Annotated in this window: 13 protein-coding genes; 6 read left to right on the top strand and 7 right to left on the bottom strand. The window is 75.0% G+C overall.

Going from position 1 to position 16,069, the window contains the following annotated elements:
* Positions 1–76: 76 nt before the first annotated feature.
* The gene (gene glgP, locus MF406_RS13445) at positions 77–2,668 is read left to right on the top strand and encodes an alpha-glucan family phosphorylase (protein WP_242894683.1); all 2,592 of its coding nucleotides are present in this window, start codon (positions 77–79) and stop codon (positions 2,666–2,668) included.
* Between the two features lie 4 nt (positions 2,669–2,672).
* Here glgP and MF406_RS13440 read toward each other — a convergent pair whose 3' ends face one another.
* From MF406_RS13440 to glgX, 5 genes are all read right to left on the bottom strand, one after another.
* Complete coding sequence (locus MF406_RS13440; protein ID WP_242894681.1) at positions 2,673–3,227, bottom strand: AAA family ATPase; 555 nt, start codon at positions 3,225–3,227, stop codon at positions 2,673–2,675.
* A gap of 264 nt (positions 3,228–3,491) precedes the next feature.
* Entirely contained in the window at positions 3,492–3,797 is a 306-nt protein-coding gene (locus tag MF406_RS13435; protein ID WP_242894673.1) for a transcriptional regulator, read from the bottom strand.
* A gap of 5 nt (positions 3,798–3,802) precedes the next feature.
* Positions 3,803–4,267, bottom strand: a complete 465-nt coding sequence (locus MF406_RS13430) for a hypothetical protein (protein WP_242894671.1) — start codon at positions 4,265–4,267, stop codon at positions 3,803–3,805.
* A 353-nt stretch (positions 4,268–4,620) separates the two neighbouring features.
* Positions 4,621–5,802 carry a tryptophan--tRNA ligase gene (gene trpS / locus MF406_RS13425; RefSeq protein WP_242894669.1) on the bottom strand — a complete coding sequence of 394 codons (1,182 nt, stop codon included), beginning with the start codon at positions 5,800–5,802 and terminating at the stop codon, positions 4,621–4,623.
* A gap of 340 nt (positions 5,803–6,142) precedes the next feature.
* On the bottom strand, positions 6,143–8,461 hold the full coding sequence (glgX, locus tag MF406_RS13420; protein ID WP_242894667.1) for a glycogen debranching protein GlgX: 2,319 nt from the start codon (positions 8,459–8,461) through the stop codon (positions 6,143–6,145).
* Between the two features lie 181 nt (positions 8,462–8,642).
* Here glgX and MF406_RS13415 point away from each other — a divergent pair, with 181 nt between their 5' ends.
* Together MF406_RS13415 and MF406_RS13410 are read left to right on the top strand one after the other, a co-directional pair.
* Positions 8,643–9,452, top strand: a complete 810-nt coding sequence (locus MF406_RS13415; RefSeq protein ID WP_242894665.1) for an electron transfer flavoprotein subunit beta/FixA family protein — start codon at positions 8,643–8,645, stop codon at positions 9,450–9,452.
* A 13-nt stretch (positions 9,453–9,465) separates the two neighbouring features.
* Positions 9,466–10,443 carry an electron transfer flavoprotein subunit alpha/FixB family protein gene (locus MF406_RS13410; RefSeq protein WP_242894663.1) on the top strand — a complete coding sequence of 326 codons (978 nt, stop codon included), beginning with the start codon at positions 9,466–9,468 and terminating at the stop codon, positions 10,441–10,443.
* A 157-nt stretch (positions 10,444–10,600) separates the two neighbouring features.
* Here MF406_RS13410 and MF406_RS13405 read toward each other — a convergent pair whose 3' ends face one another.
* A complete protein-coding gene (locus MF406_RS13405; protein WP_242894661.1) occupies positions 10,601–11,311 on the bottom strand; it encodes a DinB family protein in 711 nt (236 codons plus the stop codon).
* A 148-nt stretch (positions 11,312–11,459) separates the two neighbouring features.
* On the opposite strand from MF406_RS13405, the gene MF406_RS13400 reads away from it, so the two are divergent.
* The 3 genes from MF406_RS13400 to mnmA all read left to right on the top strand — a co-directional run bounded on the left by MF406_RS13400 (position 11,460) and on the right by mnmA (position 14,513).
* Positions 11,460–11,897 (top strand): VOC family protein, encoded by a 438-nt coding sequence (locus MF406_RS13400; protein WP_242894659.1) that lies wholly within the window; start codon positions 11,460–11,462, stop codon positions 11,895–11,897.
* 125 nt (positions 11,898–12,022) lie between these two features.
* On the top strand, positions 12,023–13,276 hold the full coding sequence (locus MF406_RS13395) for a cysteine desulfurase family protein (RefSeq protein WP_242894657.1): 1,254 nt from the start codon (positions 12,023–12,025) through the stop codon (positions 13,274–13,276).
* Between the two features lie 67 nt (positions 13,277–13,343).
* A complete protein-coding gene (gene mnmA, locus MF406_RS13390; protein ID WP_242894655.1) occupies positions 13,344–14,513 on the top strand; it encodes a tRNA 2-thiouridine(34) synthase MnmA in 1,170 nt (389 codons plus the stop codon).
* Between the two features lie 133 nt (positions 14,514–14,646).
* Here the strand turns inward: mnmA and MF406_RS13385 are convergent, their stop codons facing one another.
* Complete coding sequence (locus MF406_RS13385) at positions 14,647–16,038, bottom strand: D-arabinono-1,4-lactone oxidase (RefSeq protein WP_242894647.1); 1,392 nt, start codon at positions 16,036–16,038, stop codon at positions 14,647–14,649.
* Positions 16,039–16,069: the final 31 nt, after the last annotated feature.

The following is a 16,069-nucleotide window of genomic DNA, read 5'->3' as shown; positions in this document are numbered from 1 at the left end:
CCCGCCCGGCGGACCCGCCGCCGGCCCGTCTGCAGCTTTGCGGCAACACTTTCAGCCGCACCCTAGACTCGGCCGGGTGAGAGCCATCCGCCGATTCACCGTCCGCACCGTCCTGCCCGAGCCGCTGGCGCCGCTGGACACCCTCGCCCTGAACCTGCGGTGGTCCTGGCACGCCCCGACCCGCGACCTCTTCGCCTCCCTCGACCCCGCGCTGTGGCGGGCGGTGGACCAGGACCCGGTCGCGCTCCTCGGCTCCCTCGCCCCGCGCCGGCTCCGCCAGCTCGGCGAGGACCGCGCGCTGGTGGCGCAGGTGCGCGAGCTGGCGGAGGACCTCCAGCGCTACCTCACCGAGCCGCGCTGGTACCAGCGCGAGCTGGACGACCCGGACAAGCCAGCCGCCGTCGCCTACTTCTCCGCCGAGTACGGCATCACCGCCGTGCTGCCCCAGTACTCCGGCGGCCTGGGCATCCTGGCCGGGGACCACCTGAAGTCCGCCTCCGACCTCGGCGTGCCGCTGGTCGGCGTCGGGCTCTTCTACGACGCCGGCTACTTCAAGCAGTCCCTGACCCGGGACGGCTGGCAGCACGAGACCTACCCGCTGCTGGACCCCAACAACCTGCCGCTGACCCTGCTGCGGGAGCCCGACGGCACCCCCGCCCGGGTGCACCTGCCGCTGGCCGGCGGGAGCACCCTGCACGCCCAGGTGTGGCTGGCACAGGTCGGCCGGGTGCCGCTGCTGCTGCTGGACTCCAACATCGGCGACAACGACGAGGCCATGCGCCGGGTGACCGACCGCCTCTACGGCGGCTCCGCCGAGCACCGGCTGCAGCAGGAGCTGCTGCTGGGCATGGGCGGGGTCAAGGCCGTGCGGCTGTACAGCCGGCTCACCGGCGCCCCGGAGCCGGAGGTCTACCACTGCAACGAGGGCCATGCCGGGTTCCTCGCCGTGGAGCGGATCCGCGAGCTCGTCGCGGCCGAGGGCCTGGACTTCGACGCCGCGCTGGAGGCGGTCAAGGCCGGCACCGTCTTCACCACCCACACCCCGGTGCCGGCCGGCATCAGCCGGTACGGCAAGGACCTCGTCGCGCAGTACTTCGGCGGCGGGGCGGAGCTCCCCGGCGTCCCGCTGGAGAAGGTGCTCGCCCTCGGCAGCGAGGACTACCCCGGCGGGGACCCGGGCTGCTTCAACATGGCCGTCCTCGGGCTGCGCACCTCCAAGCGGGCCAACGGCGTCGCCCGGCTGCACGGGCAGGTCTCCCGGGAGATGTTCCACCCGCTCTGGCCCGGGTTCGACGCCTCCGAGGTGCCGATCACCTCGGTGACCAACGGGGTGCACGGGGACACCTGGACCGACCCGGCCTTCGCCGCGGTGGCCGCCGCCCGCCTCACCGAGGAGCAGCGCGCCACCGGCGAGGGCTGGCTGCTGCCGGCCGAGCAGGGCGGGGTGCCGGACGGTGAGCTGTGGGCCGTGCGGCGCGCGCTGCGCGGCAACCTGGTCCGGTCCGCGCGGGCCCGGGTGCGCCAGTCCTGGCTGGACCGCGGCGCCTCCCCGGCCGAGCTCGGCTGGACCGAGCACGTCCTGGACCCGGACGTGCTGACGATCGGCTTCGCCCGGCGGGTGCCGACCTACAAGCGGCTGACCCTGATGCTCTCCGACCCCGACCGGCTCACCCGGCTGCTCACCGACCCCGAGCGCCCGGTCCAGATCGTCGTCGCCGGCAAGTCCCACCCCGACGACGAGCTCGGCGTCGGCCTGATCCAGCGGCTCGTGCAGTTCGCCGACAACCCGGCGGTGCGCGAGCGGATCGTCTTCCTGCCCAACTACGACATCGCGATGGCGCAGACCCTCATGCCGGGCTGCGACGTCTGGCTGAACAACCCGCTGCGGCCGCTGGAGGCCTCCGGCACCTCGGGGATGAAGGGCGCGCTCAACGGTGCCCTCAACCTCTCCATCCGGGACGGCTGGTGGGACGAGTGGTACGACGGGCGCAACGGCTGGGCGATCCCGACCGCCGACGGCGTGACCGACCAGGCCGAGCGGGACCGGCTCGAGGCCGCCGCCCTGTACGACCTCATCGAGGAGGTCGTGGCCCCGCGGTTCTACGACCGTGACGCCGACGGCGTCCCGCAGCGCTGGATGGAGATGGTGCGGCACACCCTGGCCACCCTCGGCCCCAAGGTGCAGGCCACCCGGATGGTCCGGGAGTACGTCGGCCGGCTGTACACCCCGGTCGCCCGCGGGGTGCGGATGCTGGACGGCGGCGGCCACGACGGCGCCCGGGAGCTGGCCGGCTGGAAGGCCCGGGTGCGGCAGGCCTGGCCGGGCGTGCGGGTGGACCACGTCGAGGCGCAGGGGGTGGCCGACGTCGTCAACGTCGGCGACCGGATCGAGGTGGCCGTCTACGTCTCCCTCGGCGAGCTCGGCCCGGAGGACGTGGAGGTCCAGCTGGTCGCCGGCCGGGCGGACGACCGCGACGAGCTCACCGACTTCCAGGTCCGCCCGCTGTCCCTGGCCCAGACGCTCGAGGGGGGCCGGTACGCCTTCACCGGCTCCTACACCATGGACCTGGCCGGGCCGTTCGGCTACACCGTCCGGGTGGTGCCGCAGCACCCCGGGCTGGCGGAGTACACCGAGCTGGGGCTGGTCGCGGCCGGCGGGGAGCACTGACGGCTCACCCGCGCGGTCCTGCCTCCAGGACGAAGGCGTTGCTCGCGACGGCCTCCTGCACGCACCGCAGGGTCTCGGCGGGTTCCTGGTGGGTGGAGTCGATGACGTGCCGCTCCAGGCGGCCGAGGTCGGAGAACTGGTCCCAGAGCGAGAGGATCGGTTCTTCGTCCACGAGCGCGTCCGGTCCTGTCCGGTGCTGGGCCCGGCGGAGCGCTTCCTCGCGGGACGGTCGGAGCACCACGTAGTGGAGGCGCGCGGCGTCCTCGCCGGCGGCACGTCGGAAGTGGTCGAGCATCCACGGGCCGACGACACCGTCGACGACGGTGACGAACCCGCCTGCCGCGTACGCGGCCGCCGCGCGCTGGATGACGCGCATGACGGTGTGGTTCTGGTCCTCGGACTCTGGGCGGTAGGGCGGGATCGCGCCCGAGACGATGACGTGCCAGAAGTCGTCCGTGTGCAGGTGGACCGATCGCGGGTACGTCGAGGCGAGCGCACGAGCGGTCCTCGACTTCCCGGATCCCGGGGGGCCGGTGAGGATGAGGATGTCCGCGCTCACGGGTTCCAGGCTACGTAGGACGGCTCGCCCTGGTTGGGCCGGAATCAGGACCAAGAGGAGTATTCGGCTCCGTCAAAGGCGTCCGCGTCGGCTACGAGCACCTGCGAATGGACGAGGTGCTGGAGTGGAGCTGCAACCAGCGCCACCTTCTTACCGGGGAGCAGCTGACCGGTCGCCCGGCCCGTTTCGCCCCCGGGCAGCGGCGCCGCCCGCACCGGTTGCCGTGACGGCGGTCAACCTGCAGACCAGCGGTGTCGGCCGCCCTCAGCCCGGCGCTCGGGCGGCCTCGGCGGCCAGCTGCTGGAGCATCGCGAGGTGGCCCTCGAACGCTGACCGGCCTTCGCCGGTCAGGGTGGCCCACGTCTTGGCGCGACCCCCGGCGCCGGTGCGCTTGGTAAGGCGGATGTACCCGGCGTCTGCGAGGACCTTGAGCTGCTTGCTCGTCACGGAGTCTGCGACGCCGAGCACGTCCCGGATAGTGGAGAACTCGGCCGACCCGGCGGTGGTGAGCAAGGAGCAGATCTTCAGTCGGTTGGGGGCGTGGACGATCTCGTCGAAACGCGGCTTCACCCGCCTCAGTGCTCCCGCGCGCGTAGGCGCCGACGCAGGGCGTTGTCACCGAGCCGACCCAGGACCGTGGTGAGGACGAGGACAGCGCCCGCGGCCACGTACGTCGCCATCGCGTTCTCGACCAGGATGGCTACGGCGAGCCCCGCGAGGAGCATGACGGCCAGGGCGACGAGCCACGGCCACGCCAGAGCGCTGTATCGGCTGCTCATCCCCACGCCGCTGCGGTGCCTCCACGCGGCCACGAGCACGGCAACCAGTGCGAGCGCCACCACGACGGCGGCGACCGGCCACGCACCGGGCAGGGCCAGCGCGGAGACGATGAGGGCCTCGGCAAGGCCGGTTCCCGGGTGGTACCACCAGGGCGTCGGGAGGTGGTCGGCGAGAGCTCGGTTGGCGTCCTGCAGGGACGCCAACGAGGTGCGGGCGTCGGCGGGTGAGACTGGGACGGGGATCTGCCGGGAACTTTCCATGACGGAAACCATAGACATCGCTTTCCATGATGGCAAGTATTGGTGGGCATCGATTGACCACGGGCGCCGTCCGCCCTTGTGGGGTCGGCTCGACATGGTGCGGGCGACGCGCGAGGGAGGGCACGTGAGGTATCGGAGCGGGCGCCTTCGGTCGCCCGATGACACTCATCGATCAACTCGTCGGTATCGACCTACTCTCCCTGCGCGCTGTGGCGGCAGTCAGGCCCGACCCTTCCGACGGCGCCGGCGAGCCGCTGGCCGAGTAGTGAAGAAGGTTGGTTATGGCGGGGAGAATCACGGGTCCAGTTGCGAACCGCCAACCGGTGCACCGGCGCGGCATCGGCGGTGCTTCGTCAGTAGACCATCTGCATCGCCTGGCGGACCTCGGCGAGGGTGGCGTCGGCGATCGCGTTCGCGCGGTCGTTGCCCGTGCGCAGGACCTGCAGGAGGTAGGCCGGGTCGGCGGCGACCTCGGCGCGCCGGGCCCGGACCGGGGCGAGGAGCTCGTTGACCGCCTCGGTGGCCGCCCGCTTCAGGCCCGCCCCGCCGGCGTCGCCGAGCTCGGCGGCGACGTCCTCCGGTGCCCGGTCCGTGGCCAGGGCGGTGAGCAGGACGAGGTTGGCCACCGCCGGGCGGCGCTCGGGCTCGTAGGTGATGTGCCGGTCGGAGTCGGTGACCGCCCGCTTGATGAGCCGCGCGGTGGTGTCGGCGTCCATGGCGATCTCGATGGCGTTGCCGCGGGACTTGCTCATCTTCTGTCCGTCCGTGCCCAGCACGTTGGGGGCGCTGGACAGCAGCGCCTCGGGGCGCGGGAACACCGGCTGTGTGCCGTCGCCGGCCCGGCCGTACCGCTCGTCGAACCGGCGGGCGATGACGCGGGTCTGCTCTAGGTGCGGCAGCTGGTCCTTGCCGACCGGGACGAGGTTGGCCTTGCAGAAGAGGATGTCGGCGGCCTGGTGCACCGGGTAGGTCAGCAGGAGCCCGGACATCGGCCGGTCCCCGCTGGCCTCGAGCTCGGCCTTGACCGTGGGGTTGCGGCGCAGCTCGGACTCGGTGACGACGCTGAGGAACGGCAGCATGAGCTGGTTCAGCGCCGGCACGGCGGAGTGGGTGAAGATCGTCGCGCGCTCCGGGTCGATGCCGACGGCCAGGTAGTCCGCCACGAGGGAGAGCACGCGCTCGCGGATGGGGCCCACGCCGTCCCGGTCGGTGATGACCTGGTAGTCGGCCACCAGGACCATGGTCTCCACGCCGGCCTGCTGCAGCCGGACCCGGTTGCGCAGCGAGCCGAAGTAGTGGCCCAGGTGCAGGTTCCCGGTCGGCCGGTCCCCGGTCAGGACCCGGAAGCCGCTGGGGTCGCGGGCGATCGCCGCCTCGATCTCCTCGCTCCGCTGCCGGGTCCGGGCCAGGGACGCGGCGGAGGTGGTCTCCGCCAGGTCCGCGTCGGGCTCTACCGCCGGCTCGGTCCGGGGCGGGGCGGCGTCCGCGGCGGGCTCCGCCGCATCAGCGAGGGGCAGGGTCGGCTGGGTGCTCATGGTGTCCTCGGGTCTGGGGTGGTGCCGCCCGGTGCGTGGGCCGTCAGCAAGGACGACGGGCGGGGACGCACGGGGGACGGCCGGCCGGGAAGCGGGCGAGGTCTTCGGTCACCGGGGCCATCGGCGCAGCGGGTTCGGCACGGGGACAGCCTATCGTCGGCGGCTGCGGCCCCGGCCCGCCCGGCTGCCTCGGGCGTCCGGACGACGGCGGCCCGAGGCTTGAGGTCCCCGGCCGACGACGTCCGGGTGGTGGCGTCCGGGCGACGGCGCCCGGCCGGAGCGTCCGGTGGGCCGACGGCGGCCGGCCGTGACCGCCGTCGGCAAGGTCCGTGCCGGCGTGCTACGCGGACAGGTAGATCCGCAGCGACAGCGGCTCCAGCGCGGCCGTCTCCCCGGCGGCGGCCACCAGGCTGGCCGGGTCGGACCGGGCGGCGACGTCCCGTTCCGCCGGGCGCTCCCAGGCGGAGTCCCAGGCCAGCTCGTAGTCCGTGCCCCGGCCGGCGGGCAGGACGACGTCGCGCTGGTCCAGCGCCCCGCTGAGGACCACCAGGGCGTCCCGGTCGCCGTGCCGGTGGCCCGACCGCAGCATCTGCAGCACCCGGTGGTGCGGGTCGTGCCAGCGGTCCGGCGACATCGGCACTCCGCCGGCGTCGAACCAGGCGAGGTCCGGGACGGTGTCGCCGGCGAGCGGCCGGCCGGTGGCGAAGCGGGTCGGGCGCAGGACGGGGTGCTCCCGGCGCAGGGCCAGGAGGTAGCGGGTGGTGGCGAGCATGTCCGCGCGCCCCGGCGCCGGCTGCCAGTCCACCCAGGAGATCTCGTTGTCCTGGCAGTAGGCGTTGTTGTTCCCCTGCTGGCTGCGGGCCATCTCGTCCCCGGCGGTGATCATCGGCGTGCCGGCCGAGACGAGCAGCGTGGCCATGACGTTGCGCATGGAGCGGCGGCGCAGCGGGAGGATCGCGGCGGCGACCGAGTCGGGCGGGACCGGGCCCTCCACGCCGTGGTTCCAGGAGCGGTTGTCGTCCGTGCCGTCGCGGTTGCCCTCGAGGTTGGCGTGGTTGTTCTTGTGCTCGTAGCCGACGAGGTCGGCGAGGGTGAACCCGTCGTGGGCCGTGACGTAGTTGATGGACGCGAGCGGCCCGCGCCCGCCGGGCACCTCGCCGTGGACGAACAGGTCCGCCGAGCCGGACAGCCGGGTGGCCAGGTCGTGCAGGTCGTGCCCGGTCTGCCCCCTGACCATCGCCCCGGCGTCGGCCAGCCAGAAGGTGCGCACGGTGTTGCGGAACCGGTCGTTCCAGTCCGCCATCGGGGCGGGGAACTGGCCGGTGCGCCACCCGCCCGGGCCGAGGTCCCACGGCTCGGCGATGAGCTTGACGTCGGCGAGCACCGGGTCGGTGGCCAGGGCGACGAGGAAGGGGTGGCGGGGGCTGAACTCGGCGCCGTCGCGGCCCAGCGTCACGGCGAGGTCGAACCGGAAGCCGTCCACGCCCACCTCGCCGGCCCAGTACCGCAACGAGTCCAGCGCGAGCCCGACCACCTGGGTGCGCCGGAAGTCCAGCGAGCTGCCGGTCCCGGTGACGTCGACCAGCCGGCCCGGCGCGGCGTCGTCGTGCAGGTAGTAGCCGGTGGCGTCCAGGCCCCGCAGGCTCAGCGTCGGCCCGTCCGCGCCGCCCTCGCAGGTGTGGTTGTAGACCACGTCGAGGATGACCTCCAAGCCGGCCGCGTGCAGCGCCGCCACCATGTCCTTGACCTCGGTCAGCACGGCCTGCGGGCCGGCGGCCCGGGCGGCGGGGCTGGCGTAGCGCGGCTCGGGCGCGAAGAACGCCAGGGTGTTGTACCCCCAGTAGTTGGTCAGGCCCGTGGCGGCGAGGAACGGCTCGGTCATCGAGGCGTGGATCGGCAGCAGCTCGACGGCGGTCACGCCCAGGCCGGTGAGGTGGGCGACGGTGGCCGGGTGGGCCAGCCCGGCGTAGGTGCCGCGCAGCTCCGGCGGCACCCCGGGCAGGGTCTTCGTCAGCCCGCGCACGTGCGCCTCGTAGAGCACCGTCTCCGACCACGGCGTGCCCGGCCGGGCCGTCCGCTCCGTCGGGTCCGCCGGGGCCACCCGGACCGCCCGGTGCGCCGACGGCGTGGGCCCGGCGTCGAGCACGACGGCGTGCGGGACGAAGGGGGCCGAGTCGGTGCCGTCCCGGTGGGTGCCGCCGTCGACCGGCTGGCCGTCCTCGTCCACGGTGTGGGCGTAGACCGCCGGCGCGAGGGTCACCTCGCCGGCGAGGCCGCGGGCGTAGGGGTCCAGCAGCAGCTTGGCCGGGTTGTGCCGCAGGCCGGCGCCGGGGTCCCAGGGGCCGTGCACCCGGAACCCGTAGCGCTGCCCGGCCCGCACGCCGGGCACGTGCCCGTGCCAGATGCCGTCGACCGGGCCGCGGAGCCGGTACCGGCGCTCGGCGAGCGAGCCGTCCGTGGCGAGGTCCAGCAGGCACAGGTCGACCCGGTCCGCCCGGGACGCGACGACGGCGACGTCGACGCCGTCCCCGACCAGGTGGGCCCCCAGCCGGCGGGGGTTGCGGGCGTGCCCGGGGGCACGGTCGGCGGGGGCGTCGGCCCAGGGCCGCGGCTCGGGCGGCACGCGCGAGGGCGACCCGAGCGCTGGGAGCGCGCTCATCGGGACATTGAACTACAGCGCGGGCACGGGGCCGCCAGTGGCCTCGCCGGCGCGGCGCAGGCTGTGCGCCGGCGTGCGGCGACGGCGGGCGGGGCCGCCGGTGGTCGCCGTCGGCGTGTCCCTGCTCACCCCGGCCCCGCCCGATTCCCGGGCTGGCGCGCCCGGGTGGCAGGCTGGGCGCATGAGGATCGTCGTGTGCGTCAAGCACGTCCCCGACCTGCAGTCCGAGCGGTCCCTGGACGACGCCGGCCACCTGGTCCGCGGCGAGGACGACGTGCTCAACGAGCTGGACGAGAACGCCGTCGAGGCGGCGGTGACCCTGGCCGAGGAGACCGGCGGGGAGGTCGTCGCGCTCACCGCCGGCCCGGAGGACGCCGTCGACGCCCTGCGCCGCGCGCTGCAGATGGGCGCCGACGCCGCCGTGCACGTCACCGACGAGCGGGTGGCCGGCTCCGACGTCGTCGGCACCGCCCGGGTGCTGGCCGCCGCGGTGCGCAAGATCGGCGAGGACGCCCCGGTCGACCTGGTCGTCACCGGCATGGCCTCGATGGACGGGCTGACCGCGATGCTGCCCTCGGCACTCGCGGCCTCCCTCGAACTGCCCCAGCTGACCCTCGCCAGCGAGGTGACCGTGGCCGGCCGGGAGCTGACCGTCACCCGCACCATCGGCGACGCCGACGAGGTCCAGGCCGCAGAGCTCCCGCTCGTGCTGTCGGTCACCGACCAGGCCAACGAGCCGCGCTACCCCAGCTTCCCCGCGATCCGGGCCGCGAAGGGCAAGCCGGTCACCACCTGGGACCTGGACGACCTCACCCTCGCCACCGCCGGCGCGGAGGCCGACGGCGGCCCCGAGGTCGGCGCGTCCGGTGCGGGGACCGCCGTGGTTACCGCGGCGCCACGGCCGCCGCGCGCGGCCGGACGGATCATCACCGACTCCGGCGACGCGGGCACCGAGCTCGCCGAGTTCCTTCTCGCGAACGCGCCGGGCTGAGGCAGGAGTGGGCATGGCAGAACAGCTGAGCGGGACCGTCCTCGTCGTCGCCGACCACGCCGGCAGCGCCCTGTCGGGGCCGTCCACCGAGGTGCTCACCCTGGCGCGGTCCCTGACCGCGGGGCCGGTGGCCGCCGTCGCGCTCACCGGCGAGCCGGACACGGCCGCGCTGGGCCGGTTCGGGGCGGGCACCGTCTACGTCCCCGATCTCGACGGGCTCTCCCCGACGGTCGCGGCGGTGGCCGCCGAGGCGGTCCTCGCCGCCGTTGCGCAGGCCCGGCCGGAGGCGGTGCTGCTCGTCTCCTCCTTCGCGGGCAAGGAGATCGCCGCGCGGCTGGCGGTGGCGCTGGGCTCCGGCGCGATCGTCGACGCCACCGGCGTGAGCGTGGCGGACGGCACGCTGGTCGTGGCCAAGACCGTCCTGCAGGGCACCTGGGACACCACCTGCGTGGTGACCCGCGGGGTGCCGGTGGTGGCCGTCAAGCCCACCGCGGTGACGGCGGCCGAGCTGCCCGACGCCGGTCCCGCCGAGCCGGTGGCCGTCCCGGTGGAGTTCTCCCAGGCCGCGCGCGCCGTCCGCGTCGTCTCGCGCACCGAGCACCCCGGCGGCGGGCGGGCCCCGCTGTCCGAGGCGAAGGTCGTCGTCGTGGGCGGCCGGGGGGTGGCGGGGGACTTCTCCCTCGTCGAGGAGCTCGCCGACCTCCTCGGCGGGGCGGTCGGCGCCACCCGCGTGGCCACCGATGAGGGCTGGATCGACCACGCCGCCCAGATCGGCCAGACCGGGGTGACGATCTCGCCGCGGCTCTACGTCGGCGTGGGCGTGTCCGGCGCGATCCACCACACGGCCGGCATGCAGTCCGCGGAGACTGTCGTCGTGGTCAACAACGACGCCGACGCGCCGATCTTCGAGATGGCCGACCTCGGCGTCGTCGGCGACGCCACCGAGGTGCTGCCCCAGGCCATCGCCGAGCTGCGCCGCCGCCGGGGCTGACCGGCGGGGGCAGCCCGCGGGGGTGACCGGGCGGGGGACAGCCGGCCGGGGTGACCGGGCGGGGGGCAGCCCGCCAAGCCTGCCGTCGTTCCTCCCGGCGCGGGGCCCTGCTCGGCGGTGCGCGGGACATCTCGTCACCCTCGACGCACGTCACCGGTCACCCCGCAAGCAGGTCGAGGGCGCGCACGCAGAACCCGTGGTGCGCCCACTCCTCGTTCAGCACCACGCGCAGGCACTCGAGCACCGAGCTGCCCTGGGCGTACGGCGGCCAGCCCGGTCCCGCGGGCACCGGCGCGGCTGCCGACAGCTCCTCGGCACTGACGGTCGCCAGCCAACGTTCCAGCTCGGCGCCCTGCTCCTCGCGCACGGCAAGCACCTCGTCCAGGCCCGGGACCGCTGCCCGATCGAGTCCCTGCTCCTCCTGGTCAGGCACGAAGTCGGGCGCCAGCCCGATCGCGGTGAACGGTCGAGTCGATCCCAGGCAGCAGCGACGGAACCACGAGTCGTGCACGAACACCAGATGGCGAAGGGTCTCCACCGCGGACCACTCGCCGCCGCCACGCTGGTGCTCCGAGCCCGGGGGCATCCCGCGAAGCCGCTCGACCTTCGCCGCCCAGCTGGCCCGCAGCTGCCGATGGGCCTCACCCAGGTCGATCGGGTCGGCCGACCTCATCAGGAGACGCACGGGATGCCGCCGGTCCAGCTCGGACTCGACGTACGACATCACCTCGACACCGTTGACCACCAGGTTGCTGACCAACCCGTCGATCACGGCGTCCTGCATCACGACCCCGATCATGCGGACCCGGGTCAGATCGCACTCCCGGAACTCCGCACCTGTCAGGTCCTGGTTCTCGAACGTCGCCATGCCGGGAGTGTCCGCCGGTGTACCGCCACGGCCCTCCACGACTGCACGATGCGGCTGGCTCGTGATCCACTTCCACGGAAGTGGATCACGAGCCGGGGGTACGAAAAATTCCCTGCGCGGATCGTCGCGGCTCGTTAACGTCCAGCGCATGGCCATCAAGTTCGAGAACGTCGGCATCGCCGTCCGCGACCTCGACGCGACGATCGCCTTCTTCACCGACCTCGGGCTGACCGTCGTCGGCCGGGACACCGTCAGTGGAGAGTGGACCGAGACCGCCGTCGGCCTCGACGGCAACCACGCCAACATCGCCATGCTCCAGACGCCCGACGGCAACGGTCGCCTCGAGCTCTTCGAGTACATCCACCCCGACGCGATCGAGACGGAGCCCACCCGGCCCAACGAGATCGGCATGCACCGCGTCGCCTTCTCGGTCGACGACATCGACGAGGCCCTCGAGATCGCCGCCAGGCACGGCTGCCACCCGCTGCGCGGCGTGGCGACCTACCGGGACGTCTACAAGCTCGCCTACGTCCGCGGCCCCAGCGGCATCATCGTGATGCTCGCCGAGGAGCTGAACAGGGACTGACCGCCGGGTCGGCGAGGCGCCCTCCGCGCGGCCCAGCGGCGCGCGCCCGGGTCCGGCGGCCACGCTCCCGCCGGCCGCCGCCTGCCAGGGCTCGGCCACCGGGGCGGTCCCTACACTGGACCACCGTGAGCGGTACCCGGCACTACCTCGACCACGCGGCGACGACGACCGTGCGTCCCGAGGCCGCCGCGGTCTACGCCGAGGAGCTCACCCACCTGGGCAACCCCTCCTCGACCCACGCCGCGGGCCGGGACGCCCGGCGCCGCCTGGAGGAGGCGCGGGAGGCGCTGGCCGCCGCCGTCGGCGCCGAGCCCGCCGAGGTCCTCTTCACCGCCGGTGGCACCGAGGCCGACAACCTCGCCGTCAAGGGCGCCTTCTGGGGCCGGCGGGCCGCCGAGCCGGCCCGGGACCGGCTGGCCGTCTCCGCCGTCGAGCACCCCGCGGTGCTCGAGCCGGCCCGCTGGCTCGCCGCGCACGACGGCGCCGGGCTGGACCTGCTGCCCGTCGGCCCGGACGGCCGGCTCGACCTCGTCACGCTGCGCACCGTCCTGGAGACCCACGGCCCCCGCCTGGCTCTGGTCTCGGTCATGTGGGCCAACAACGAGACCGGCGTCGTGCAGCCGCTCGCCGATGTGGTGGCGGCGGCCCGGGCCGCCGGGGTCCCGGTGCACTCCGACGCGGTCCAGGCGCTCGGCCGGGTGCCCGTGCACTTCGCCCGGTCCGGGCTGGCAGCGCTCACCCTGTCCGGGCACAAGGTCGGCGCCCCGGTCGGCACTGGCGCGCTGCTCGCCCGCCGCGACCTCGCCCTCGCCCCGGTGGAGCACGGCGGCGGCCAGGAGCGCGGGGTCCGCTCGGGGACCGTGGGCGTGGCCGGCGCCCGAGCGCTCGCGGCCGCCGTCACGGCCGCCGTCGCCGAGCAGGAGGCCGAGGCCGCCCGGCTGGCTCGCCTGCGGGACCGGCTGGTCGCCGGGGCGCTGGCGGTGCCGGGCGTGCACCTGACCGGGCCGGCCGACGGCGCCGCCCGGCTGCCCGGGACGGTGCACCTGGGCGTGGACGGCGCCGACGCCGACGCGCTGCTCTTCGGCCTGGACATGGCCGGCGTCGCCGCGTCCTCCGGGTCGGCGTGCCGGGCCGGCGTGCACGAGCCCTCGCACGTCCTGCTCGCCATGGGCCGCGACGAGGAGCAGGCGCGCTCCGCGCTCCGGTTCTCCCTCGGCCGGACGACGACGGCCGCCGACGTCGACGCCGCCGTCGCGGCCCTGCCCGCCGTCGTCGAGAACGCCCGGCGGGCCCACGCGACGGTCCGCCGCCGGGTGCCCGTGCCGGCCGCGGGACACGTGCCGGTCGGCACGACCGCCGCCGCCCCGGGGGTGCGCTGATGCGCGTCCTGGCCGCCCTGTCCGGCGGGGTGGACTCCGCCGTCGCCGCCGCCCCGGGGGTGCGCTGATGCGCGTCCTGGCCGCCCTGTCCGGCGGGGTGGACTCCGCCGTCGCCGCCGCCCGCGCCGTCGACGCCGGGCACGACGTCGTCGGGGTGCACATGGCCCTGTCCCGCTCCCGCGCCCAGCACCGCACCGGGTCGCGCGGGTGCTGCTCGATCGAGGACGCCTCCGACGCCCGCCGCGCCGCCGACGTGCTGGGCATCCCGTACTACGTGTGGGACCTGTCCGAGGAGTTCGAGGAGACGGTGGTGGCCGACTTCCTCGCCGAGTACGCCGCCGGCCGCACCCCCAACCCCTGCGTGCGCTGCAACGAGCACATCAAGTTCGCCGCCCTCCTCGACCGCGCCACCGCGCTCGGCTTCGACGCCGTCGCCACCGGCCACTACGCCCGCGTGGTGGACGCGCCCGGGCCGGCCGGCCGGGTGCGCCGCGAGCTCCACCGCGCCGCGGACGCGGCCAAGGACCAGTCCTACGTGCTGGCCGTCATGGGCCCCGACCGCCTCGCCCGCGCGCTCTTCCCGCTCGGCGACGCGCCGAGCAAGGACGCGGTTCGGGCGGAGGCGGCGGCCCGCGGGCTGGCCGTGTCCGCCAAGCCGGACTCCTACGACATCTGCTTCGTCGCCGACGGCGACACCCGCGGCTTCCTGCGCGCCCGGCTGGGGGAGCGGCCGGGGGAGGTCGTCGACGCCGACGGTCGGGTGCTCGGCGAGCACGACGGGGCCTACGCCTACACCGTCGGCCAGCGCAAGGGCCTGGGCCTGGACCGGCCCGCCGCCGACGGCAAGCCGCGCTACGTCCTGGAGGTCCGCCCCGCCACGAACACGGTCGTCGTCGGGCCCGGCGAGCTGCTCTCGGTCACCGAGCTGCGCGGGCGGCAGACCGTCTGGCTCGCCGCGGACGTCTCGGCAACGGACTGGACGACGGCGCTCGTGCAGGTCCGTGCGCACGGCGACCCCGCGCCCGCCCGGGTGCGGCGCAGCGGCGCGGACGGGCTGGAGGTGCTCCTCGACCAGCCGCTCCGCGGGCTGGCGCCGGGGCAGTCCGTCGTCGTCTACGCCGGGACGCGGGTGCTCGGCCAGGCCACGATCGAGCGCGCCGGCCGGGGGTGGCTCGCCGCGGGGGCGCCGGCGACGGCGACGGCGTCCGCGGAGCCGACGGCGACGGCGTCTGCCTGAGTCACCGCGACGGCGCCCGCTTGAGCCGGCGTTACGGCGTCCGTTTGGCGGTGACCACCGCGTCCGCCTGAGCCGCGACGATGGCATCCGGGGCGCCACCGGCGGCGTCCGTATGCCGCGGCCGGCGCCTCCGTTAGAGCACCCAGCGGCGCAGGAAGTCGTTGGTGAACTTCCCGTCGGGGTCGTAGCTGCGGGCGAGGTCGACGAAGTCCGCCCGGCGCGGGTAGCGGGCACGGAGCCGAACCGGGTCGGCGCGGAACACCTTGCCCCAGTGCGGGACGCCGTCGAGCGGCCCGAAGGCGTCCTCGAGCAGCGGCAGGACCGCGTCCACGGCCGCGGCGTCACGGACGAAGGTGAAGTGGATGCCGAGGCAGTCCCGCGCGAACATGGGGCTCAGCCAGAACCGGTCCGCCGCGACGGTGCGGACCTCGCAGACCTGGACGACGTCGACGAGGGCGGGGGCGAGCCGGTCGAGCGCCCGCAGCGCGGCCCGGGCGTTCGCGCGCGGGATGAGGTACTCGCTCTGGATCTCCGCGCCGGCGCTGGGCAGGTGGTCCGCCCGGAAGTGCGGGAGACGGTCGCCGGCCGGTCCGGGGAGCCCCAGCTGGTCGGTGCAGTTCTCCGGGTCGACCCCGGGGAGCGGGTGCACCTTCGTCTCGAGGGCCGGCGCGCCGAGCACCCGCTCCGGCGCGCTGACCGGTACGCCACGGTCGGCCGCCTGCTTGAGCCAGACGGTGAAGTCGCGGGTGCGGAACGTGGTGAAACAGCTGACCGAGTACGCGAGCGCGCTCACCTCCGCGAACCCGTCCACGACGTCGTCGAAGGGCACGGGCCCGTACGCCGTCTGGGCGACGTCGAACGCCGGGACGCTCTGGAGCGTGACCGCGGTGACGACGCCGAGCGCGCCGAGGGACACCACGGCGCCGTCGAAGACTTCCGGGTCGGCCTCCCGGTCGATGGCGTGCGGCGAGCCGTCCCCGGCGATGAGCTCCAGGCGGGTGGCCGCGGCGCCGAGGACGGGGTTGCGGATGCCGGAGCCGTGGGTCGCGGTCGCCAGGGTGCCGGCGAGCCCGATGTGCGGCAGGGAGGCGAGGTTCGGCAGCGTCCGCCCCCGGTCCTCGAGGAACCGCACGAGGTCGGCGTACCGGGTCGCCGCGGGGACCCGGACGCGGCCCGTCGCCGGATCCAGCTCCGGCTCGGTGGTCTCGGTGGTGGGGGTGCCATCGGTGCTGACGTCGCCCGGAGTGCTGGTGCTGCCGGTGCTGTCCGCGGTGCCGGTGCCGTCGCCCAGCGCCCCGGGTGCGTCCGACCGGTGCATCCCCGGGTGGCGGTAGGCGAGGGCGTCGAGGCTCACGAGCGTCGCCGAGTCGACGAGGTCGTTGAAGCTGTGCCGCGAGCCGATCGCCCGGACCCGGGGGGAGCGGGCGACGACGTCGGCCGCCTCAGCCAGGGTGGTCGGCCGGACCAGCGTGCCGGGGTAGGCGTGGTTGCCCGCCCAGTTCAGAGCCATCGTCGTCGTGCTCACGCCGGATGTTCTCAAGACCGGCCGGGGCTGG

The organism is Georgenia sp. TF02-10 (assembly GCF_022759505.1).
Lineage (GTDB): Bacteria > Actinomycetota > Actinomycetes > Actinomycetales > Actinomycetaceae > TF02-10.
This window is presented reverse-complemented; position numbering and strand designations above follow the sequence as displayed.

Bases quoted from the DNA above. Each gene is read 5' to 3' on its own strand.
- MF406_RS13430 (WP_242894671.1), bottom strand. From the start codon at position 4,267: ATGGAAAGTTCCCGGCAGATCCCCGTCCCAGTCTCACCCGCCGACGCC.
- trpS (WP_242894669.1), bottom strand. From the start codon at position 5,802: ATGAGCACCCAGCCGACCCTGCCCCTCGCTGATGCGGCGGAGCCCGCC.
- glgX (WP_242894667.1), bottom strand. From the start codon at position 8,461: ATGAGCGCGCTCCCAGCGCTCGGGTCGCCCTCGCGCGTGCCGCCCGAG.
- MF406_RS13415 (WP_242894665.1), top strand. From the start codon at position 8,643: ATGAGGATCGTCGTGTGCGTCAAGCACGTCCCCGACCTGCAGTCCGAG.
- MF406_RS13410 (WP_242894663.1), top strand. From the start codon at position 9,466: ATGGCAGAACAGCTGAGCGGGACCGTCCTCGTCGTCGCCGACCACGCC.
- MF406_RS13405 (WP_242894661.1), bottom strand. From the start codon at position 11,311: ATGGCGACGTTCGAGAACCAGGACCTGACAGGTGCGGAGTTCCGGGAG.
- MF406_RS13400 (WP_242894659.1), top strand. From the start codon at position 11,460: ATGGCCATCAAGTTCGAGAACGTCGGCATCGCCGTCCGCGACCTCGAC.
- mnmA (WP_242894655.1), top strand. From the start codon at position 13,344: ATGCGCGTCCTGGCCGCCCTGTCCGGCGGGGTGGACTCCGCCGTCGCC.